The following is a 20221-nucleotide window of genomic DNA, read 5'->3' on the forward strand; positions in this document are numbered from 1 at the left end:
CGGGCAGCGTAGACGACCGGGTGGCGGCTGGGTCCGGGACGTCCCGAGCATCACAGAAGCCGGGTTCAGGCGTCCGCGGCGGAGGCGAGGGAGACGGGACCGGCGCCGGCGGTGACCATACGGTAGAGATCGACGATCGACTCGGCGATCACCGGCCAGTCGTAGCCGGCGACGACCGACCGGCCGTGCCGGACGAGCGCGGCGCGCGCCACCTCGTCCCCGAGCAGCTCGGCGAGCCCGGCTGCGAGCTGGGCCGGCTCGCCGACACCGAACAGCCGGCCCGCCCGGCCGTCGTCGAGCACCCGGCGGAACGCGTCGAGGTCACTGGCCATGACGGGGGTGCCCGCCGCCATCGCCTCCAGCAGCACGATCCCGAAGCTCTCCTGGCCGGTGTTCGGCGCGCAGTACACGTCGGCGGAGGCGAACACCCTGGCCTTGTCCTCGTTCGACACGAGCCCGACGAGGTTCACCTGGTCGCGCAGCAGCGGGTCGAGCCGGGACCGCACCGCCGCGACGTCGCCCGGCCCGGCGACGAGCAGGCGCACGCCCGGCACCCGGCGAGCGAGCTCCGGCAGCGCGGCGAGCAGCACGTCCAGCCCCTTGCGCGGCTCGTCGATGCGGCCGAGGAAGCAGACGGTGTGCCGCGGCGGCTCATAGCCGGGCAGCGGGTGGGCACCCGCGAACGCGGCGACACGCACCCCGTTCGGGATCAGTACCGCGCTGGTGCCGAGATGCTCGACGATCGTGCGCCGGGCCGCCTCGGAGACCGCGATCCGGGCGCGCAGCTTCTCCAGTGACGGCTGGAGGGCGCCCTGGGCGGCAGTGAGGATCTTCGAACGCGGGTTGGCGGTGTGGAAGGTGGCGACGATCGGGCCGTCGGCGAGCATGCAGGCGAGCAGGCCGATGCTCGGCGCGGTCGGCTCGTGGACGTGCAGCACGTCGAAGTCGTGCTCGCGCAGCCAGCGGCGCACCCGGGTCGCCGAGACCGGTCCCATCAGCACCCGCGACACCGAGCCGTTGTATGGCACCGGCAGCGCCCGGCCGGCGTCGACGGCATAGGGCGGCAGCGCGTCCGTGTCGTCGGCCGGGGTGATCACCGACACCTCGTGCCCGGCCGCGATCAGCGTCTCGGCCAGGTCACGGACGTGTACCTGCACCCCGCCCGGGACGTCCCAGGTGTAGGGGCAGGCCAGCCCGATCCTCACCGCTCCCCCGGCCCCGCCTGGGCCGCCCCGCCCGCCTGGCCCGCCCCGCCCGCCTGGCCCGCGCCGGCCGCCTGGCCCGCGCCGGCCGCCTGGCCCGGCTCGTCCAGCCAGACGCGCTGCAGCATGTGCCAGTCGGCCGGGTGCTCGCGGATCGTCGTCGCGAACGCGTCGGCCATCGCCTGGGTCATCGTCGCCACGTCCGTGTGCTCGACGGGAGGGAAGATCCGGGCGCGCCAGCCGCCCCCCTCGAACCAGAGCGTGGTCGGCAGCAGCGCGGCGCCGGTGCGCAGCGCCAGCGCCGCCGGCCCCGGCGCCATCCGCGCTCGCCCGCCGAAGAACTCCACCGGCACGCCGCGCGCGGACAGGTCCCGGTCGGCCAGCAGGCACAGGCAGCCGCCGGCCAGCAGCCGCTCGGTGAGCAGTGCCGACGGCGGCTCGGCGCCGCCGGTGAGCGGGATGACCTCCATACCCAGCGACTCGCGGAAGGCCACGAACCGATCGAAAAGCGACTCGGGCCGCAGCCGTTCGGCGACGGTGGTGAACGGGACCCCGGTGCCGGCGAGCCACGCGCCGGCCTGTTCCCAGTTCCCCATGTGCGGCAGGGCGAGGATCATGCCCTTGCCGGCGGCGTAGGCATCGCGCAGGTGGTGCTCGTCGCGGACGGCCATGTCCCCGATGTAGCGCTCGGGCGGCATGTCCTGGAGCCGGAAGACCTCGAGCCAGTAGCGCGCGTAGGAGCGCATCGCGGCCTTCGTCAGCGCGTCGAGGTCGGTGCCCTCGGGCACGACGTGCGCGAGGTTCGACCGCAGCCGCCGCGCCCCCTTGCCGCCGCGGCGGATGGCCCAGTCGGCCCCGGCGGCGAAGCCGCGCGCGGCGAGCCGCTCGGGCAGCGTGCGCACCACCCGCCAGCCCACCGCGTAGGCGAGGTCGGTGAACCGACCTGGGGAGGGCACGGGACGGGCCGTCCCGGGCTCAGCCGGCCGAGGTGACCGGACCGGCCACCTCGACACCGGCCACCGCGCCGACCACCGCCATCGGCCCCGCCGGGCCGCTGGCCCGGTGCGGTGGGATCCCGACGGCCGCGGCTCCGTTGGCGTCGGCCGCGGTACCGCCCGCCGGAGGCGCGTCGACCGGGCCCGACGCCGCGTCCGCCGCGGGCGCGTCGATGTTGGCCGCGGCCGACGCGAGCGCCGCGGCACCGGCCCCACCGGAACGCTGGAACTGGCGGTACACGTGCCAGATCCGCTGGACGACCGTGATGACGGTCGCGACGGCGAGCACCCACAGCGCGACCGGCAGCAGGTACGGCACGCCGAGGCCGTAGAGGCCGGCGGCGACGAGCAGCAGGAGCAGCCGCTCACCGCGCTCGGCCAGGCCGACATTGCAGGTGAAGCCGAGGCTTTCCGCCCGAGCCTTGACATACGAGGTGACGGCGGCCGCGACCAGGCTGATCAGCGCCGCGCCGGCCAGCGGCAGCGAGTCACCGTCACCGGCGTACCAGATCACCAGCGACCCGAAGACGGCGCCGTCGCCGATCCGGTCGGAGGTCGAGTCGAGGAAGGCGCCCCACTTGGACGAGATCCCGCGAGCCCGAGCGATCGCGCCGTCGATGAGGTCCGAGAAGACGAACAGCGTGATCACGAGGGTGCCGAGGAAGAACACTCCGCGAGTGAAGAAGCCGAGCGCGCCGCCGACCACGCCGACCGTGCCGATGATCGTCACCAGGTCCGGCGAGAGCGACGTCCTGGCCGCCCATCGGCTGAACGGCTCCAGCAGCCGGTTGATCTGCGGCCGCGCCTTGCTAGCGAGCATGTCCGTCCCGTCGTGTCCGGCGCGGTGTTTTTCGCGCGGGTTCACCCTACCGATCCCCACTGCTGTGCCAGCCCTCAGGAACGCCGGCGCCAGGGTCCCGCSCACCGGGAGCCAGCGCTTGGTGCCACACCGGGTGTTGCGGGGAACTAACTCAAGGTTCACCTCCTCTTGTGCTTTAGGTCACATGAGCGCAGGCTGAGCGACGACGTCAGCAACCGTCCGAGCGCAGGAGGCCAGCCCAAGGAGGCGCGAACACATGATCTTCCTGTTCCCGCGCGGCGGCCTCCGCCCCCTGGAGTTCAGGGCCCCGGAACATCGGCCCATGGCGCGCTAGGGAGGCGCTCGGCTGGATCCGAACGGAGGCCGAGATGCCGTCTGCCGCGGCTAAAGTCCGCAACGTCGTCCTTGTGGGTCACACCGGCGCGGGTAAGACCGCGCTGGCCGAGGACCTGCTCAGCGTGGCCGGGCCCGGGAGCGCCGGGCAGGGCCGTGAGCAGGCCCGCCACGGGGACGGCGAGCACCGTTCGGCCCGCGGGATCAGCCTCACCCTGTCCGCGCTGTGCCACCGGAACATGACGATCAACCTGCTGGACACCCCCGGCTACCCCGACTTCGTCGGTGAGTTGCGCGCCGGGCTGCGCGCCGCCGACGCCGCACTGTTCGTCGTCAGCGCGATCGACGGCATCGACGGCGCCACCAGGGCGCTGTGGGCCGAGTGCGCCGAGGTGAACATGCCGCGCGCCGTCGTCGTCACCCGCCTCGACCACCCGAGGGCCGACTTCACCGCCGCTGTCGCCGCCTGCCAGGACGCCTTCGGCGCCGGCGTCCTGCCGGTCTTCCTGCCCGACGGTGCCACCGAGGGCGGCGACGGAGCCCGCCTGGTGGGGCTGCTCACCGGCCGCGTCGTCGAGTACGGCCCCAAGGGTCGGCATGAGGTCGACGAAGGCGCCGAGCTCGACGGTCCCTACGCGGCGGCCCGCGGCGCGCTGATCGAGGGCATCATCGCCGAGAGCGAGGACGAAAGCCTGCTCGACCGCTACCTCAGCGGTGAGGAGCTCGACCCCAAGATGCTGCTCGACGACGCCGAGACCGCGATCGCGCACGGTTCCTTCCACCCGGTGCTCCCCTTCGCCCGCGCCGCGAACGGCGCGGGTCCGCCCGTCGGCTCGGTCGAGCTGCTCGACATGCTGGTCGACGCGTTCCCCTCCCCCGCCGAGCACCCGATCCCGCCGCTCACCCGCTGCGACGGTTCGGACTGCCCGCGGATCTCCGCCGACCCCGACGGCCCGCTGCTCGCCGAGGTCGTGCGCACCACGACCGACCCCTACGTCGGGCGGATGTCGGTGGTGCGGGTCTTCTCCGGCACGCTGCGCCCCGACGCCACTGTGCACGTCTCGGGTCACGGCCGCGCCGCCGCCGGCCATCCCGACCACGACGTCGACGAGAAGATCGGTGGGCTGTCGCTGCCGGCGGGCACGGCGCTGCACCCCGTCGACGCCTGCCAGGCCGGCGGCATCTGCGTGGTGACCAAGCTCGGCACCGCCGAGACGGGCGACACCCTGTCAGACCGGGACGACCCGCGCCTGCTGGCGCCGTGGTCGATGCCGGAGCCGCTGCTGCCGATCGCGATCGAACCGCGCACCAAGTCCGACGAGGACAAGCTGCCGGGGGCGCTCGGGCGCCTGGCCGCCGAGGACCCGACGGTGACCGTGCGGACCGACGCCGAGACCGGGCAGCTGCTGCTGTGGTGCATGGGTGAGGCACACGCCGACGTGCTGCTCGACCGGCTCGCGAGCCGCTACGGCGTCGATGTCGATCGCCGGGAGCCGCGGATCGCGCTGCGCGAGACCCTCCGCGGGGCGGCGCACGGCCTGGGCCGGCACGTCAAGCAGTCCGGCGGCCACGGCCAGTACGCGATCTGCCAGATCGAGGCCGAGCCGCTCCCCGCCGGCGCGGGTTTCGAGTTCGTCGACGAGATCGTCGGCGGCGCGGTCCCCCGCTCGTTCATCCCGTCCGTGGAGAAGGGCCTCGCCGCCCAGCTGGCCAGGGGCGTCGCCACCGGCTGCCCGATGGTCGACGTCCGGGTCCGCCTGGTCGACGGCAAGGCGCACAGCGTCGACTCGTCCGACCTGGCCTTCCAGGTCGCCGGCGGCCTCGCCCTGCGCGACGCCGCCGCGAAGGCGGGGGTCGCGCTGCTCGAGCCGATCCTGGAGGTCTCGGTCCTCGTGCCCGACGAGCACGTGGGCGCGGTCATGGGCGACCTGTCCGGCCGCCGCGGCCGTGTGATCGGCATGGAGCCCCTGGGCGCGGGCGACGTCGGCCGTACCGTCATCAGGGCCGAGGTCCCCGAGCTGGAGATGATCCGCTACGCGGTCGAGCTGCGTTCCCTCACCCAGGGCACCGGCACCTTCACCCGGTCGCCGGCTCGCTACGAGCCCATGCCCGACCAGCTGGCAGCCACGATGATCCGCGATCGCGCCAGCTGACCCGCCTGCCCCCTGTCGAGGCACCCCCGCCTCGACAGGGGGCAGGCGGCGGGCCGGCGGCCGTGCCGCCAGACGCGATGGCGCGCCTGCCGCTGTCAGTCCTCGCCGACGATCTTCTCCCAGGCCTCGGCGATGAGCACCCTGGTCTCGCCCAGCAGCGCGGGCAGCACCCTGGTGCCGCCGATCACCGGCATGAAGTTCGTGTCCCCGCCCCAGCGCGGCACCACGTGCTGGTGCACATGCGCCGCGATCCCGGCGCCGGCGACCGATCCGAGGTTCATCCCGGTGTTGAACCCGTGTGCCCCGCTGGCCAGCCGCAGCGCGCGCAACGCCCGCTGCGTGAACAACGCCATCTCGGTCGTCTCGTCCGGCGTGAGGTCGGCGTAGTCGGCGACGTGCCGGTAAGGGACCACCATCAGGTGCCCCGCGTTGTACGGGTAGAGGTTGAGCACCGCGTAGACGACCGCGCCGCGAGCGACCACGAGGCCGTCGTCGTCGGTCATCGCGGGGATCAGGCAGAACGGACAGCCGTCGTCGTCCGACCGTCCCTCGCCCTTGATGTAGGCCATCCGGTGCGGTGTGTACAGCCGCTGGAATGCGTCCGGCATCCCGACGCCCGCCTGCTCGTCCAGCGGAATACCGCTCGGCGCCGAGCCGTCCACCGTCCCGCTCAACCGCCTACCTCACATCCCTGCATCCCGCACCGCGCCCCGACCGTACCAGCCGCGGCGCCCCCACCAGCCCTGAACCAATCCCGCCCATCCGACGACGGGCGGCCGCCCACCACCTCGCCGACGCTCCGCCGCGGTGGCCCACCCGCACCGTTTCGCGGCTCGGTGGCACTGGCCCGTCCCAGCACCCGTCCACGCCAAAGCCCCAGATCCACCGGCGTCCCCGTCCCCCACCAGGGTGACGCGCGGTGTGTCGCCGTCCCGCCCAGGGTGACCCGCTCACCCGCTACCGGCCATACCGGGACATGGACCTCATCGATCAGTGGCCACCACCTCGGCCACCGTCCAGACTCGGACCGACACCCGACCCGAGGAGACTCATGACCCCCGGCCGCCCAAGCGCGACCAAGTCCCCGAGCAAACGGGAAACCGCGACAGCAATCCCCCCTCGGCAGCCCAACGCCCCACACCCACCCGACCCAACGCAACAAACGAAAAAGGCCGCAACGCGCGAAGCGCGAGCGGCCGGGGGTGTCAGGGGCGGAGCCCCTGACCCGGGGGTTCCAGGGGGTCGCCCCCCTGGGCAGACATCGCGGCCGGTGGCGCAGCCAACCAAAGGTTGGCAAGCAGCCGAATCCGGCTCGGGGTTCCAGGGGGTCGTCCCCCTGGGCGGACATCGCGGCCGGTGGCGCAGCCACCAGAGGTGGCAAGCAGCCGAATCCGGCTCGTGGGCGTACGTGGTTTCGAACCACGGACCTCTGCCGTGTGAAGGCAGCGCTCTACCCCTGAGCTATACGCCCGCTGGACGCAGCCGAACCCGATCTTTGGCTGGCCGATCTCTGGCTGGCCTTCGAGCGGCTCCTCGATCAGTTGGCTGCGGGGCTCAGCTTACACAACCCGGCGGGAGCGGCGGAACGGCGGGCCGCTCGGTCTCCGCCGGGGTCTCGCTCCGAGTCAGGGGCATGTCCGTCCCATGTCGGACTGATGTCCCGTCGCTGGTGGTCCTGTGGGCGTTGGTCGGCACTCGCCGTGGTTGAGGCCCGCGCCGCGGGGAACGATATCGGCGCAYGGCCACGACAGTGGGATCCGTGTCCGGGGGGATCCCGGTGGGGGTTCGCAACGAGGGCCGACGCCGCCTCCCGGCGGCTCGGACCGACGCCGGGCCTTCCACCGCGGGGGCCTGACGGATGTGGGCACACCTCCCCGGCCAGGCAACTCGCCCGAACCGTCGTAACAGATGTTGTCTTGGCATAACCTTGTTTCCTACGAGCCGCAGAGTGGGAACTATCTCGTTACACGGGTGCTCGCCCGCACCACCGCACCGCTGAGAGGCCGCCCGATGACTATTCGTCACGATTCGATCACCGCAGAGCTCGCCCTCCGGCTCGTCGTGCCAGGAGGTGCTCCAGTCCCCGTCGCCGCGACGGTCCGGTACGAGCCCGACGACCCGTACGCGGTCAGCATCGGGTTCCGCACCGGAGCGGACGAGGTCGTCGAGTGGACCTTCGCCCGGCAGCTCCTGAGCGACGGAGTCCGCCGCCCGGCCGGGGACGGCGACGTCCAGGTCTGGCCCGCGGCGCAGTCCGGCGGCAGGATCGTCTGCCTGTCGCTGTCGAGCCCGTCAGGGCACGCGCTGTTCGAGATGCCCCGCTCGGAGGTGTTGGCGTTCCTACGCCGCACCTACGCCGCGGTCCCGCTAGGCAGCGAGAGCGACGTCATCGACCTCGACGCCGAGCTGGCTCTCCTCATCTGGGGCGGCCCCGACCGGTGACGCTCCCGGGTCGGACGCCGTAAGGGGCCCGACCCGTGAAATCCGGTGCGGGCACCGTTCGGCGAACGACAATCGCCAGCCCGCTCGGTGGGACCCTCCACCGAGCGGGTTTTTTCGCGCCCTTCGCGCCGAGGTACCCAGCCCGACCGCTGAAAGACCCACCCCTCGACCGAACGGCATCCGCCAGCTGTCCACGTGAACAGGGCCGCCTAAGTCGCCCCGCCCCGGAAGCCCAACGCCCCCGCACCCACCAGCGCAACGCAAGAAAAGAAAAAGGCCGCAACGCGCGAAGCGCGAGCGGCCGGGGGTATCGGGGGCGAAGCCCCTGACCCGGGGGTTCCAGGGGGTCGCCCCCTGGGCAGGCATCACGGCCGGTGGCGAAGCCTCCCCGAAGGGAGGCGAGCAGCCGAATCCGGCTCGTGGGCGATACTGGGATTGAACCAGTGGCCTCTACCGTGTCAAGGTAGCGCTCTCCCACTGAGCTAATCGCCCGAAAGGGTTTACACCCAAGTAAGTGCGAGGCGGAGGCGGGAATCGAACCCGCGTACAGGGCTTTGCAGGCCCTTGCCTAAACCACTCGGCCACTCCRCCGGAGGAGGCCTTGTGGCGTGACCTCGTGACCTCGCTACTTCCGAGCGGACGACGGGATTCGAACCCGCGACCCTCACCTTGGCAAGGTGATGCTCTACCAACTGAGCCACGTCCGCGTGCGTTGCCTACCTTACAGGATCCGGATCCCGTTCCCGCGACCGTGTCTCACGACTCGTTCACGGGTTGGCCGGCTCGCCGCCCTCCGGAGTCTAGCAGCAGGTTCCGGTCGACCAGAAGATCGGGTTGAACCGGTTTGCCCCACTTTGCCGCTCCCCGTCGGGTGCAAGATGAACTCTAGCGGACGGCGAGGCCGATCGTCGAACAGCGCGCGAGCGTCGTCCAGATGTTGCGCGGCCATCAGCGCCATCGATCTGCCGTGGACCCCCGAGTGAGGCACCACGGGACCGCCTAACTCCCGGGCGCGGTGAGGTAACGGGCGATGCCGTCGGCGATGCCGTCGGCGGCGCGCTGGCGCCAGACCGGGTCGCTGACGTGCGCCGCGTCGGCCGGGTTGCGCATGTTGGCGCACTCGACGAAGACCTTGGGGACCGTCGACAGGTTGAGGCCGCCCAGGTCGGACCGATCGACGATGCCCTGGTGGGTGGGGAGGTAGTTGGCTGGTGCCTCGCCGGTCGAGGCGGCGAAGGCGTCGCGCAGCTGGGTCGCCAGCCGGCCCGAGGCCACCAGGATGCCGGCGTTCACGTTGTCGGGCCCCCGGTCCGGGGCGATGACGTGGAACCCGAAGCCGTCCGCCGGGCCGCCGTCGGCATGGATGGAGACGGCGGCGTCGGCATGCGCGTCGGCGCTGGCCCGGGCCCGGGCGTCGACGCACGGGCCGATACCGGTGTCGTCCTTTCTCGTCAGCACGACGGTGGCGCCGCGGTCCCGCAGCACCTGGGCCGTCCGGTTGGCCACGTCCCAGGTGAAGGCGTGCTCCGGGTAGCCGGCGTCGGTGCTCGCGCCGACGGTGTCGCACTCCTTCAGGAAGCCGCCGGCGTCGACCTTGCGGTCGATCTGCGCCGGCGCCGCGCCGTTGCCGCCGTCATGCCCCGGGTCGAGCACGACCACCCGTCCGCGCAGGTCGACGCCGGGCCCCGCCGCGCCGGGGGCCGCGGAGCTGGGAACCACCGGGCTGGGGACCGCCGTCGCCGACGGGACCCCGCCGGGCACCGCCGAAGCGGCCGTGTCGCCCGCTCCACCCGCGCCGGCGACGCCGGGCCCTCCGGCCACGGTGGCGCCCCGCGGCGGCGCCGGAGTGCCTCCCGTCGCGCCGGCCACCAGCACGGCCACCAGGGCCGCCAGCAGCAGCACCGCGACCGCCACCACCGCGAGCACCGGCCGGGGCATCCCCCGACCGGCGGCCAGCGGCGACCGTCTCGCTAACCCCAACCGGCTGCGCCGCCCTCGCCGGGCCGGCGCGCTCCGGCGCCCCGCACCCGCCCGCGGCGGCCGCGAGGACCCGCGGGCCCCGGTCGGCCTGCGGACCCCGGTCGGCCGCCGACCGCCGGCCGACAGCGGCTGGCTCGCGGACGGGGGCGGATCAGCCGGTGGTGACAAAGTCGATGAGCTCCTCGACGGCTCGTAGCAGACCCACCTCGAGGTCGCTGTAGCTGTCCACGGACGCCAGCACGCGCCGCCACATCTCTGCCGGCTCGCGCACGCCGAGCGCGCGGCACACGCCTTCCTTCCACGGCTGACCGCGCGGCACCTCGGGCCAGGCCCGGATGCCGACGGAGGCGGGCTTCACCGCCTGCCAGATGTCGATGTAGGGATGGCCCGTCACCAGGACGTGCTCGCCGGTGACGGACGCGGCGATCCGGCTCTCCTTGGAGCCGGCGACCAGGTGGTCGACGAGCACCCCCAGCCGGCGCCCGGAGCCCGGCCGGAACGCCGCGACGATCGCCGGCAGCTCGTCCACGCCGTCGAGAGGTTCCACGACGACACCCTCGACCCGCAGGTCGTCGCCCCAGACCCGCTCGACGAGCGCCGCGTCGTGCAGGCCCTCGACGTAGATCCGGCTGGCCCTGGCGACCCGCGCCGGCGCGCCAGGCACCGCGACCGAGCCGGACGCGGTCCGCGAGGGACCCGTGGGCGCCGCCCGGCGCGGCCGCGCCAGCGTCACCCGCCGGCCCTCCACCAGGAACGCCCCTTCCTCCAGGGGGAAGAGGCGGCGCACGCCGAACCGGTCCTCCAGGGTGACCCCGATGGCGTCCAGCTCGACGACGGCTCCGCAGAAGCCGCTCACCCGGTCCTCGACGACGAGGTCCAGCTCGGCCTCGACGATGGGCAGGGGCGCCGGCGCCTTCTTCGCGGACGGAGCCAGTACGTCCCGGCCATAGTCACGGCTACGCATACCCGACACCCTAGGATCACAGCACGACTGCCCCCACGCGGGCACACCGGGCGGGCACGGCGGGGCGGGCACAGCGGGCGACACGGAAGGAACACGCCGATGACGACGTATGGCCCCGGGGTGGCGTTGATCGTCGTCGACCTGCAGAACGACTTCGCGACGCCGCGAGGCAGCCTGTACGTGCGGGGCGGTGAGGAGATCGTCGACGCGGTCAACGCGCAGGTGGCCGAGGCCGAGGCCGCCGGGTCACCCGTCTTCTGGACGCAGGACTGGCACCCCGAGGTCACACCACACTTCGTCACGTCCGGTGGCGTCTGGCCGCCACACTGCGTCGCCGGGACGGCGGGCGCCGAGTTCCATGCCGGGGCGCGCGTCACCGGCGAGGTGGTTCGCAAGGGCGCCGACGGCGCCGACGGCTATTCGGGGTTCTCGGTGCGCGACCCCGAGTCGGGCGCGCGGACCTCCACCGTGCTCGGCGAGCGGCTCGCCGCGGCCGGCTGTCGCCAGGTGGTCGTCGTCGGCCTCGCCGGCGACTACTGCGTCAAGGAGACGGCACTGGACGCGCGGCGACTCGGGCTGGACGTCATCGTCCCGCTCGAGCTCACCCGCTTCGTCAACCTCCAGCCGGGCGACGACGAACGCACCGTCGCCGAGCTGCGCGCCGCGGGCGTGCAGGTGGATGCGCCCCCGCGGGTTCCATCAGACGTGATCTCGTAGGGAAGACGTGATCTCGTAGGGACGCGCGGGTCCGGAGCCGGGGGCTGAGCCGCGGACCCGCCGGATTGGCATCGCCAATTCGGCAGGGTCCCCGGAGACCCCGGCGACCGGGCCAGCGCGGTGGGAAACGAGCTGTTTCCCAGTTACGCGGCAAATCTTCGTTAGGCGGCGCAGTCCCGGCAGATCATGCGACGAGCGTCCACCAGCTGGCTACGGTGATGAACCAGGTAGCAGCTGGTGCAGGTGAACTCGTCGGCCTGGCGAGGCAGTACCCGTAGGTTCAGCTCCTCGCCAGACAGGTCGGCTCCGGGCAGGTCGAGCTCGGTCTCGAACGGGTCGACTTCATCACCGAGGTCGGCCGCCGCGTCCGCCCGCCGCGCCTTGAGGGCCTCAAGGCTCTGCTCGGGGGCGTCCTCGAGATCCGCGGTACGGGGGGTGTCGTAGTCGGTGGCCACTTGATTTCTCCCAGATGGTCAGGGTCCCCGCGGAATCGACGAAGCCGATTCCGTAGGTTGCGCTCCTCGTGCCCAACCCACAACGCACGACTGTCTGGCAATGTGCCCAGGCTGTGCCCTGGACTTTCCTGTGGCCTTCGCCACACGATACGACCGGGCCACCGCGCAGCGTGGTCACATCGGCCCCCGCGCGGCGTGCCGAACAGCCCAGACCAGCGGAAGGCCAGCCAGCCCAGTCATCGGGCCGGACCTGGTATACCCCGAACACGGACATCCACGTCGAGCCGCGCGAGGCAGGCGAGGGCGCGAGGCGCCCAGGATGTCGGGGGCGAAGCCCCCGACCCAGCGCCCGACCTTATCCGGTCCGGCGCAGCCAGGTCACCGGGGCACCGTGGGAGCCACGGCGCAGCGGCTCGAGCACGTCGTCCCAGTCAGTGCCGAGCAGGCGGTGCAGGCCGCGGGCGAGGGTGTCGCGGCCCTCGCCGCGTTCCAGCAGGGCGCGCAGCGCCGCCTCGCCGATGACCACGTCGCCGTTGGCGGCGATGCCGACCCGGTGCAGGCCGAGGTCGGGCGTGTAGGAGTAGCGCTCCGCGTCGCAGCCGGGCGACGGGCCCTCGACGACCTCGAAGGTGACGTGGCCGAGACGGCGCAGCCGGGTCGCGAGCCGGCCGGCGGTCGCGGGAGCGCCCCGCCACTCCAGCCCCGCGTAGAGACAGCCGGGCCGGGCCGGCTGCGGCGACCAGGTGAGTGACACCGTCGCCGACAGCGCGCCGGACACGGCGAACTCCAGGTGTGGGCACAGCGCCGGCGGGCAGGCGAGCACCGACAACATGCCCGGCACCACGTTCGACGCCGAGCTGGATGACAGCCCTTGGGCTGACGACATGACCACGGAGTACCTCCGTCGACGAGGAACGCCTTCCCCTTGCGTCTCGTCAGCGGTGGGCCTGTGCCGGGTACGGGACGATCGTGCCATGTCACGGGGGTCGCGGACCACCGGTTTGGCCACCCAAACGAGTTATCTGACCCGCAATCCGGGTGACAGTCCAGGCCAGGTGTCGGCGAGGTCTCCGGCGCGTGTCCGATCCGTGTCACCGCGCACCAGCCCGCGGTGTGGCGGTTCCGGTCCGCTTCTGTGACGGACGGCCCCTTGGGCCACGACACGCTGGTCCGTGCTCGCCGCCGTCGGGTTTCCCGTCGCGCGTTCCCCCTCTCCCCGCGGGCCGGGAGAGGCTCCTCCGTCCACGGAACACCAGGCGCGCGGGCGGCCACCGGACCCATGTGGGGGTAGATTCCGTAGGCTTCGCGGGTATGTCGCAGGTCTGGCCTGGCCACCCTTATCCCCTGGGCGCCACATATGACGGATCCGGCACCAACTTCGCGATCTTCTCCGAGGTGGCGGAGCGGGTCGAGTTGTGCCTGTTCGACGACGGGGGTACCGAGCAGCGCATCGAGCTACACGAGAAGGACGCCTTCGTCTGGCACGGCTACCTTCCCGGGGTCGGACCGGGCCAGCGCTACGGCTATCGGGTCCACGGCCCGCACGACCCGGCCCACGGCGTGCGCTGCAACCCGAACAAGCTGCTGCTCGACCCCTACGCCAAGGCCGTCGACGGTGAGATCGACTGGGACCAGGCGTGTTTCGGCTACACCTTCGGCGAACCAGACAGCCTCAACACGGCGGACTCCGCGCCACACGTGATGAAGTCGGTGGTGATCAGCCCGTTCTTCGACTGGAACGGCGACCGGCCGCCGCGCACCGCGTACGAGAAGACGGTCATCTACGAGGCACACGTCCGCGGCCTCACGATGCGCCACCCCGATCTACCCGACGGCTACCGCGGCACCTACGCCGGCGTCGCCCACCCGATCATGATCGAGCACTACCAGAAGCTCGGGGTCACCGCCGTCGAGCTGATGCCCGTTCACCAGTTCGTCCACGACGAGCACCTGGTGAGCCGGGGCCTGCGCAACTACTGGGGCTACAACTCGATCGCGTTCCTCGCCCCGCACAACGCCTACTCCGCCTCCGGCGGCCTCGGCCAGCAGGTCCAGGAGTTCAAGGGCATGGTCCGGGACCTGCACAACGCCGGGATCGAGGTGATCCTCGACGTCGTCTACAACCACACCGCCGAGGGCAACCACCTGGGCCCGATGCTGTGCTTCCGCGGCATCGACAACGCGGGCTACTACCGGTTGATGGCTGACGAGCCGCAGTACTACATGGACTACACCGGCACGGGCAACACGATGCACGTCCGCCACCMGCACGTGCTCCAACTGATCATGGACTCGCTGCGCTACTGGGTGACGGAGATGCACGTCGACGGTTTCCGCTTCGATCTGGCCGCGACGCTCGCCCGCGAGTTCTACGATGTCGACCGTCTGTCGAGCTTCTTCGACCTGGTGCAGCAGGACCCCATCGTCTCCCAGGTGAAGCTGATCGCCGAGCCGTGGGACCTCGGCGAGGGCGGCTACCAGGTGGGCAACTTCCCCGCGCTGTGGACGGAGTGGAACGGCAAGTACCGCGACACCGTCCGCGACTTCTGGCGCGGCGCCGACCACGGCATCGCCGAGTTCGCCTCCCGGCTGACCGGCTCCAGCGACCTCTACCAGTTCAACGGCCGGCGCCCGATCGCCTCGATCAACTTCGTCACCGCGCATGACGGCTTCACGCTCGCCGACCTGGTCTCCTACAACGGCAAGCACAACGAGGCGAACGGCGAGGACAACCGGGACGGCTCCGACGACAACCGGTCGTGGAACTGCGGGGCCGAGGGGCCCACGGACGACGCGGCGGTGCTCGCGCTGCGCGGTGCGCAGGCCCGTAATCTCCTCACGACGCTGTTCCTGTCCCAGGGGGTGCCGATGCTCGTCGCCGGCGACGAGATGGGCCGCACCCAGGGTGGCAACAACAACGCCTACTGCCAGGACAACGAGACGAGCTGGCTGGACTGGTCGCCAGCCGCCCAGGACTCCGGCCTGCTGCGGTTCACCGCCGAGGTGTCGCGGCTGCGCCGCGAGCATCCGGTGTTCCGCCGCCGCCGGTTCTTCCATGGCGCCCCGATCCGGGGAACGGGAGACGGGGAGTACGGGGTTGACGACGGCCTGAAGGACATCGTGTGGCTGCGCCCGGACGGCGGCGAGATGTCCGACCACGACTGGGAGTCCGGCACCGCGCGCTCGCTGGCCGTGTTCCTCAACGGCTACGGCATCCCCGACCCGGACGAACGCGGCGAGCCGGTCCTCGACACCTCGTTCCTGATGTTCTTCAACGCCCACCACGAGACGGTCAGCTTCCAGGTGCCGCCGGTGGAGCTCGGCCCCAGCTGGGAGATCGTCGTCGACACCCGGGTCTCCGCCCAGTCCCAGGGCGACGCCCCGCAGCCGAACGCCGGCCCCCACCTGGTCAAGGCCGGAGACGCGGTCCCCCTCGACGCCCGCTCGACGCTCGTCCTGCGCCGTGCCGACTAAGCCCGGATCAGCCGCTTCGGGGCGGATGGAGCGGATGGAGGGGTGTCGATGAGCGACGGCGGCCCGACTGGCGACGAGCGCACCCGGGTCGTGCCCACGTCGACCTACCGGCTCCAGCTGCACCTGGAGTTCAACTTCACCGACGCCGCGGTGATCGTGCCGTATCTGGCGGCGCTCGGCGTCTCGCACCTGTACCTGTCGCCGGTCCTGGAGGCGGCCCCCGGCTCGATGCACGGCTACGACGTCGTCGAGCACGGCCGGATCAGCCCGGAGCTCGGCGGCGTCGGCGGCCTGCGCCGGCTCACCGCCGCCTGCCGGCGGGCGGGTCTGGGCCTCGTCGTCGACGTGGTGCCCAACCACATGGCGATCCCGACCCCGCAGACCGYGAACCCCGTCTGGTGGTCGGTGCTGCGCGAGGGCCCCGACTCCCCCTACGCCAACTGGTTCGACATCGACTGGGCGTCGACGGACAACCCCGGCAAGGTGCTGATGCCGCTGCTCGGCCAGCCGCTGCACGACTGCCTCGAGGCCGATGAAATCTCCCTGGTCAGGACCGCCGACGCCGCGGAGACCGGCGCCGGGGACCTCGCCGGGTTCGGCGACGTGGGYGCCGGCGATGACACCGTCGACGGCGACGACTGGGTGATCACCTACTACGACCATGTCCTCCCGGTCGCRCCCGGCACCGCCGACCCGGACGACCTGGCCGGCACGCTCGACGCCCAGTACTACCGGCTGTGCTGGTGGCGCACCGCCGGCACCGAGCTCAACTACCGGCGGTTCTTCGACATCACGACCCTTCCGGCGCTGCGCCAGGAGGACCACGACGTCTTCGCCGCCACCCACCGCCTCCTCATCGACCTGGTCCGCGCCGGCACCGTCGAGGGCCTGCGGATCGACCACCCCGACGGCCTCGCCGACCCGGAGGAGTACCTGCGCCGGCTCTCGGACGCGACCGGCGGGGTGTGGACGGTCGTCGAGAAGATCCTCGAGGGCGACGAGTCCCTGCCCGAGGCGTGGGCCTGCGACGGCACCACCGGCTACGAGGCGCTGAACCGGATCACCCGGCTCTTCCTCGACCCACTCGCCGCCCGCCCGCTGGCCGCGCTCTACGCCGAGGTCTCCGGCGAGGCGCCCGACTGGGCGCACACCGCGCACCAGGCCAAGCTGGACGTGCTGGACAACGTGCTGYGCCCCGAGCTGGACCGGCTGACGGCGCTCGCGCTCACCGAGGCCCGCCGGGACCGCGCCGACCTGACCCGCACCGGCCTGCGCGAGGCGCTGCGCGAGGTGCTCGCCGGCTTCGGCGTCTACCGCGCCTACGTCCGCCCGGACGGCACCCCGTCGCTGGAGGCCCGCTCGCACGTCGTCCGGGCCTGTGAGGAGGCGCGCCGCCGGATCCCGCGCCGCGCCACCGAGATCGACCTGATCGAGGACCTGGCGCTCGGCGGCCCGGCGGAGTTCGTCGTCCGCTTCCAGCAGACCTGCGGCCCGGTGATGGCCAAGGGCGTCGAGGACACCGCGTTCTACCGGTTCGGCCAGTTGGTCGCGCTCAACGAGGTCGGCGGTGACCCCGGCGCCTACCCGGCCTTCCCGCCCGGCCATCCACGCAGCGCCGTCCACGAGTTCCACGAGGCCAACGTCACGACGGCGCGGACCTGGCCGCTGACGATGACGACGCTGTCCACCCACGACACCAAGCGCTCGGAGGACGTGCGGGCGCGCCTGGCGGTGCTCTCGGAGGACCCGCGCGGCTGGGCGGACGTGGTCCGCCAGCTCGGCCGGCTCGGCTACCGGCACACCGACGCCGAACGCGGCTGGCCGGACCCGGACACCGTCTACCACCTGATCCAGGTCCTGGTCGGCGCCTGGCCGATCACCGCCGAGCGGGTCCGCGAGTACATGCTCAAGGCGGTCCGCGAGGCCAAGACGCACACCTCGTGGAGCGACCAGGACCCGGCGTACGAGAACGCGCTCACCACCTACGTCGACGCCGCCCTCGAGGACCCGGACTTCGTCGCCGCGCTGGAGAACTACGTCTCCACGATCGTCGAGCTCGGCCGGCAGAACTCGCTGGCCGCCCGGCTGCTGCAGCTCACCGCGCCCGGCGTCCCGGACGTCTACCAGGGCCAGGAGCTGTGGGACCACTCGCTGGTCGACCCGGACAACCGCCGGCCGGTGAACTTCGGGGAGCGCACCAAGCTGCTCGGCGAGCTCGGCACCGACCCGCTGCCGCGGCGCCCGCCATCGCTCGACGACACCGGCGCCGCCAAGCTGCTGGTGGTCTCCCGGGCGCTGCGGGTGCGCCGTGAGCACCCCGAATGGTTCGGGCCCGGGGCGTCCTACCGGCCCCTGTGGGCGGCGGGCTCGGCGGCGGAGCACCTGGTGGCGTTCACCAGGGCCGAGTCGGTGGTGACCGTGGTGCCCCGGCTGGTGCTCGGTCTGCGCCGCGGCGGTGGCTGGCGGGACACCACGCTCGCCCTGCCCGACGGCCGCTGGCTCGATGTCCTCACCGGCCGCCGCCACGACGGCGGCACCGCCTACGTGCTGCGCCTCCTGCGCGACTTCCCCGTCACCATGCTCATCCGCGTCCCGTAGACCACCCGGCGTTAGGGCATGGGGGTGCCGGCGGTAAGACAGAGGCGATGAGCACTTTCCGGGTCTGGGCGCCCCTCGCGAAGTCCGTCGCCGTCGTCACCGCGCGGCCCGGTGACCCGCCCGCGGCCGGTGATGCCGGCGGTCCGGGCACCGGTGGCGCCGCCGAGCCGGCGGACGACCTGGTGACCGACCTGGCGGCGGGTCCCGGCGGCTGGTGGACGGCGGAGGTGCCGGGCGCCGGGCACGGCACCGACTACGCGTTCCGGCTCGACGGCACGGACGAGGAGCTGCCCGACCCGCGGTCGGCGTGGCAGCCGTACGGGGTGCACGGCCGGTCCCGGGTCGCCGACCACGGCCGGTTCGCCTGGACGGACCAGGGCTGGCGGGGCGTGCCGCTCGGCGGAAGCGTGCTCTACGAGCTGCACATCGGCACATTCACCCCGGAAGGGACGTTCGACGCCGCTGCCGGCCGGCTCGATCATCTCGTCGACCTCGGCGTGGACGCCGTCGAGCTGCTGCCGGTGAACGCGTTTCCCGGCCGGCACGGCTGGGGCTACGACGGCGTGGGCCTGTTCGCGGTCCACGAGCCGTACGGAGGGCCGGACGGGCTCAGGCGGTTCGTCGACGCCGCCCACGCCCGCGGCCTCGGCGTCGTCATGGATGTCGTCTACAACCACCTCGGGCCCGACGGGAACTACCTGGGCCGGTTCGGCCCGTACTTCACCGGCCGGTACGCCACCCCGTGGGGCTCGGCCGTCAACCTCGACGACGCCGGCTCCGACGAGGTGCGGGCCCTCATCGTCGACAGCGCGCTCGCCTGGCTGCGCGACTACCACTGCGACGGCCTGCGGGTGGACGCGGTGCATGAGCTGCGCGACAGCCGGGCGATGYACGTCCTCGAGGAGCTGTCGACGGCGGTCCACCGCCTGGGCGGGCACCAGCGTCGGCCGTTGTTCCTCGTCGCCGAGTCCGACCTCAACGACCCGCGGATGATCAGATCGGTCGAGGCCGGCGGCCACGGGATGGACGGCCAGTGGGCCGACGACATCCACCATGCGCTGTGGACGGCCCTCTCCGGTGAGCGGCAGGGCTACTACCGCGACTTCGGCTCGCTCGCGACGCTCGCGAAGGCCTTCGAGGGCGGATTCGTGCACGACGGGACGTACTCGACGTTCCGCGGCCGCGCCCACGGGCGGAAGATCCCGCCGTCGGTGCCGGCGTCCCGGCTCGTCACCTTCCTGCAGGACCACGACCAGGTCGGCAACCGCGCCATCGGTGACCGGGCGGCGGCGACGCTGTCCGACGGCCTGCTGCGGGTCGGCGCCGCGCTGCTGCTGTCCGGGCCGTTCACGCCGATGCTGTTCATGGGCGAGGAGTGGGGCGCGACCACCCCCTGGGCCTACTTCACCGACCACGAGGCGGACTGGCTCGCCCAGGCCGTCCGCGACGGCCGGCGGGCCGAGTTCGCCGCCCATGGCTGGCGCCCGGGCGACGTGCCCGACCCGCAGGCCGAGGCCACGTTCACCCGATCGAAGCTGGACTGGTCGCAGCCGGCCGCCGAGCCGCACCGAGGCCTGCTCGACTGGCACCGGCGCCTGATCGGGCTGCGGCGCACGGTCGCGGACCTGGCCGACCCGTCCTGGGCCGGCGTGCGCTGCGCCTACGACGAGCGGGCCCGGTGGTTCGTGCTGTACCGGGGCGGCCCGCCGGCCGAGATCGCCGTGGTGTGCAACCTGTCGGGGACGCGGCAGTCGATCCCCATCGACCCGACGGGGCCGGCCCATGAGCAGGCGGACCTGCCAGGGCCGGGCGGCGTGGTGATCGACGTACTGGCCGCGTCGACCCCCGGGTTCGTCTACCAGCCGGACAGCGTCGAGACCGACGGCGAGTCCGTGGTGATCGCCCGGCTGCTGCCGCGCCACCTCGGGGAGCACCGCCCGGTACCGGCCCCCTAGCGTCCCCGGGTGGTCAGCGTCTCCGGGTGGTCTCCTGGGGGCTTTCGGCGCGGCGGAGCACGAAGTACAGCAGCCCGAGCAGGCCCAGCGCGAACAGCAGGACCACTACCAGCAGAATCACGTACGTAGCCAT

General features: G+C 72.6%; 14 protein-coding genes and 4 tRNA genes. 6 read left to right on the forward strand and 12 right to left on the reverse strand.

Annotated elements, in window-relative coordinates:
* Positions 1-65: 65 nt before the first annotated feature.
* Genes BCD49_RS05830 through pgsA form a run of 3 tightly spaced genes read right to left on the reverse strand, consistent with a single transcriptional unit; the run spans position 66 to position 3017 of the window.
* Positions 66-1205 carry a glycosyltransferase family 4 protein gene (locus BCD49_RS05830; RefSeq protein ID WP_007520143.1) on the reverse strand — a complete coding sequence of 380 codons (1140 nt, stop codon included), beginning with the start codon at positions 1203-1205 and terminating at the stop codon, positions 66-68.
* A complete protein-coding gene (locus BCD49_RS05835; RefSeq protein ID WP_007520141.1) occupies positions 1202-2158 on the reverse strand; it encodes a phosphatidylinositol mannoside acyltransferase in 957 nt (318 codons plus the stop codon). The genes BCD49_RS05830 and BCD49_RS05835 overlap by 4 nt, the downstream gene beginning before the upstream one ends.
* 19 nt (positions 2159-2177) lie before the next feature.
* Positions 2178-3017 (reverse strand): phosphatidylinositol phosphate synthase, encoded by an 840-nt coding sequence (pgsA, locus tag BCD49_RS05840; RefSeq protein WP_083401277.1) that lies wholly within the window; start codon positions 3015-3017, stop codon positions 2178-2180.
* A gap of 368 nt (positions 3018-3385) precedes the next feature.
* On the opposite strand from pgsA, the gene BCD49_RS05845 reads away from it, so the two are divergent.
* Positions 3386-5503 (forward strand): elongation factor G-like protein EF-G2, encoded by a 2118-nt coding sequence (locus BCD49_RS05845; RefSeq protein WP_007520138.1) that lies wholly within the window; start codon positions 3386-3388, stop codon positions 5501-5503.
* 95 nt (positions 5504-5598) lie between these two features.
* Here BCD49_RS05845 and BCD49_RS05850 read toward each other — a convergent pair whose 3' ends face one another.
* Positions 5599-6111 carry an HIT family protein gene (locus BCD49_RS05850; protein WP_051467206.1) on the reverse strand — a complete coding sequence of 171 codons (513 nt, stop codon included), beginning with the start codon at positions 6109-6111 and terminating at the stop codon, positions 5599-5601.
* A 791-nt stretch (positions 6112-6902) separates the two neighbouring features.
* Positions 6903-6974: transfer RNA gene (locus BCD49_RS05855), tRNA-Val, on the reverse strand.
* Between the two features lie 539 nt (positions 6975-7513).
* On the opposite strand from BCD49_RS05855, the gene BCD49_RS05860 reads away from it, so the two are divergent.
* Positions 7514-7945, forward strand: coding sequence for an SsgA family sporulation/cell division regulator (locus BCD49_RS05860; RefSeq protein WP_007520135.1), 432 nt, complete (start codon positions 7514-7516; stop codon positions 7943-7945).
* Between the two features lie 420 nt (positions 7946-8365).
* Here the strand turns inward: BCD49_RS05860 and BCD49_RS05865 are convergent.
* The 5 genes from BCD49_RS05865 to BCD49_RS05885 all read right to left on the reverse strand — a co-directional run bounded on the left by BCD49_RS05865 (position 8366) and on the right by BCD49_RS05885 (position 10889).
* Positions 8366-8437 (reverse strand) — tRNA-Val (locus BCD49_RS05865).
* A gap of 27 nt (positions 8438-8464) precedes the next feature.
* Positions 8465-8536: transfer RNA gene (locus BCD49_RS05870), tRNA-Cys, on the reverse strand.
* Between the two features lie 43 nt (positions 8537-8579).
* Positions 8580-8652, reverse strand: a tRNA-Gly gene (locus BCD49_RS05875).
* Positions 8653-8944: 292 nt separating this feature from the next.
* Positions 8945-9883, reverse strand: coding sequence for an N-acetylmuramoyl-L-alanine amidase (locus tag BCD49_RS05880; protein WP_007520134.1), 939 nt, complete (start codon positions 9881-9883; stop codon positions 8945-8947).
* A gap of 193 nt (positions 9884-10076) precedes the next feature.
* Positions 10077-10889, reverse strand: coding sequence for a DUF3097 domain-containing protein (locus BCD49_RS05885; protein WP_007519525.1), 813 nt, complete (start codon positions 10887-10889; stop codon positions 10077-10079).
* Between the two features lie 99 nt (positions 10890-10988).
* Between BCD49_RS05885 and BCD49_RS05890 the strand changes: the two genes are divergently transcribed.
* Positions 10989-11606, forward strand: a complete 618-nt coding sequence (locus BCD49_RS05890) for an isochorismatase family protein (protein WP_007519527.1) — start codon at positions 10989-10991, stop codon at positions 11604-11606.
* A gap of 161 nt (positions 11607-11767) precedes the next feature.
* On the opposite strand, the gene BCD49_RS05895 is transcribed toward BCD49_RS05890, so the two are convergent.
* Together BCD49_RS05895 and BCD49_RS05900 are read right to left on the reverse strand one after the other, a co-directional pair.
* Positions 11768-12061, reverse strand: a complete 294-nt coding sequence (locus tag BCD49_RS05895) for a DUF4193 domain-containing protein (RefSeq protein WP_007519529.1) — start codon at positions 12059-12061, stop codon at positions 11768-11770.
* 355 nt (positions 12062-12416) lie between these two features.
* The gene (locus BCD49_RS05900) at positions 12417-12947 is read right to left on the reverse strand and encodes a DUF3145 domain-containing protein (RefSeq protein ID WP_007519531.1); all 531 of its coding nucleotides are present in this window, start codon (positions 12945-12947) and stop codon (positions 12417-12419) included.
* A 425-nt stretch (positions 12948-13372) separates the two neighbouring features.
* On the opposite strand from BCD49_RS05900, the gene glgX reads away from it, so the two are divergent.
* Genes glgX through treZ form a run of 3 tightly spaced genes read left to right on the forward strand, consistent with a single transcriptional unit; the run spans position 13373 to position 20088 of the window.
* A complete protein-coding gene (gene glgX, locus BCD49_RS05905) occupies positions 13373-15535 on the forward strand; it encodes a glycogen debranching protein GlgX (RefSeq protein ID WP_071041246.1) in 2163 nt (720 codons plus the stop codon).
* A 48-nt stretch (positions 15536-15583) separates the two neighbouring features.
* Entirely contained in the window at positions 15584-18133 is a 2550-nt protein-coding gene (gene treY / locus BCD49_RS05910) for a malto-oligosyltrehalose synthase (RefSeq protein ID WP_071041260.1), read from the forward strand.
* 47 nt (positions 18134-18180) lie between these two features.
* Entirely contained in the window at positions 18181-20088 is a 1908-nt protein-coding gene (gene treZ, locus BCD49_RS05915; RefSeq protein WP_071041247.1) for a malto-oligosyltrehalose trehalohydrolase, read from the forward strand.
* Positions 20089-20221 lie beyond the last annotated feature (133 nt).

Origin of the sequence: Pseudofrankia sp. EUN1h (genome assembly GCF_001854645.1) — a bacterium.
GTDB lineage: Bacteria > Actinomycetota > Actinomycetes > Frankiales > Frankiaceae > Pseudofrankia > Pseudofrankia saprophytica.

Coding starts and splice junctions, on each gene's coding strand:
- pgsA (WP_083401277.1), bottom strand. CDS start 3,017: ATGCTCGCTAGCAAGGCGCGGCCGCAGATCAACCGGCTGCTGGAGCCG.
- BCD49_RS05845 (WP_007520138.1), top strand. CDS start 3,386: ATGCCGTCTGCCGCGGCTAAAGTCCGCAACGTCGTCCTTGTGGGTCAC.
- BCD49_RS05850 (WP_051467206.1), bottom strand. CDS start 6,111: ATGCCGGACGCATTCCAGCGGCTGTACACACCGCACCGGATGGCCTAC.
- BCD49_RS05860 (WP_007520135.1), top strand. CDS start 7,514: ATGACTATTCGTCACGATTCGATCACCGCAGAGCTCGCCCTCCGGCTC.
- BCD49_RS05880 (WP_007520134.1), bottom strand. CDS start 9,883: ATGCCCCGGCCGGTGCTCGCGGTGGTGGCGGTCGCGGTGCTGCTGCTG.
- BCD49_RS05885 (WP_007519525.1), bottom strand. CDS start 10,889: ATGCGTAGCCGTGACTATGGCCGGGACGTACTGGCTCCGTCCGCGAAG.
- BCD49_RS05890 (WP_007519527.1), top strand. CDS start 10,989: ATGACGACGTATGGCCCCGGGGTGGCGTTGATCGTCGTCGACCTGCAG.
- BCD49_RS05900 (WP_007519531.1), bottom strand. CDS start 12,947: ATGTCGTCAGCCCAAGGGCTGTCATCCAGCTCGGCGTCGAACGTGGTG.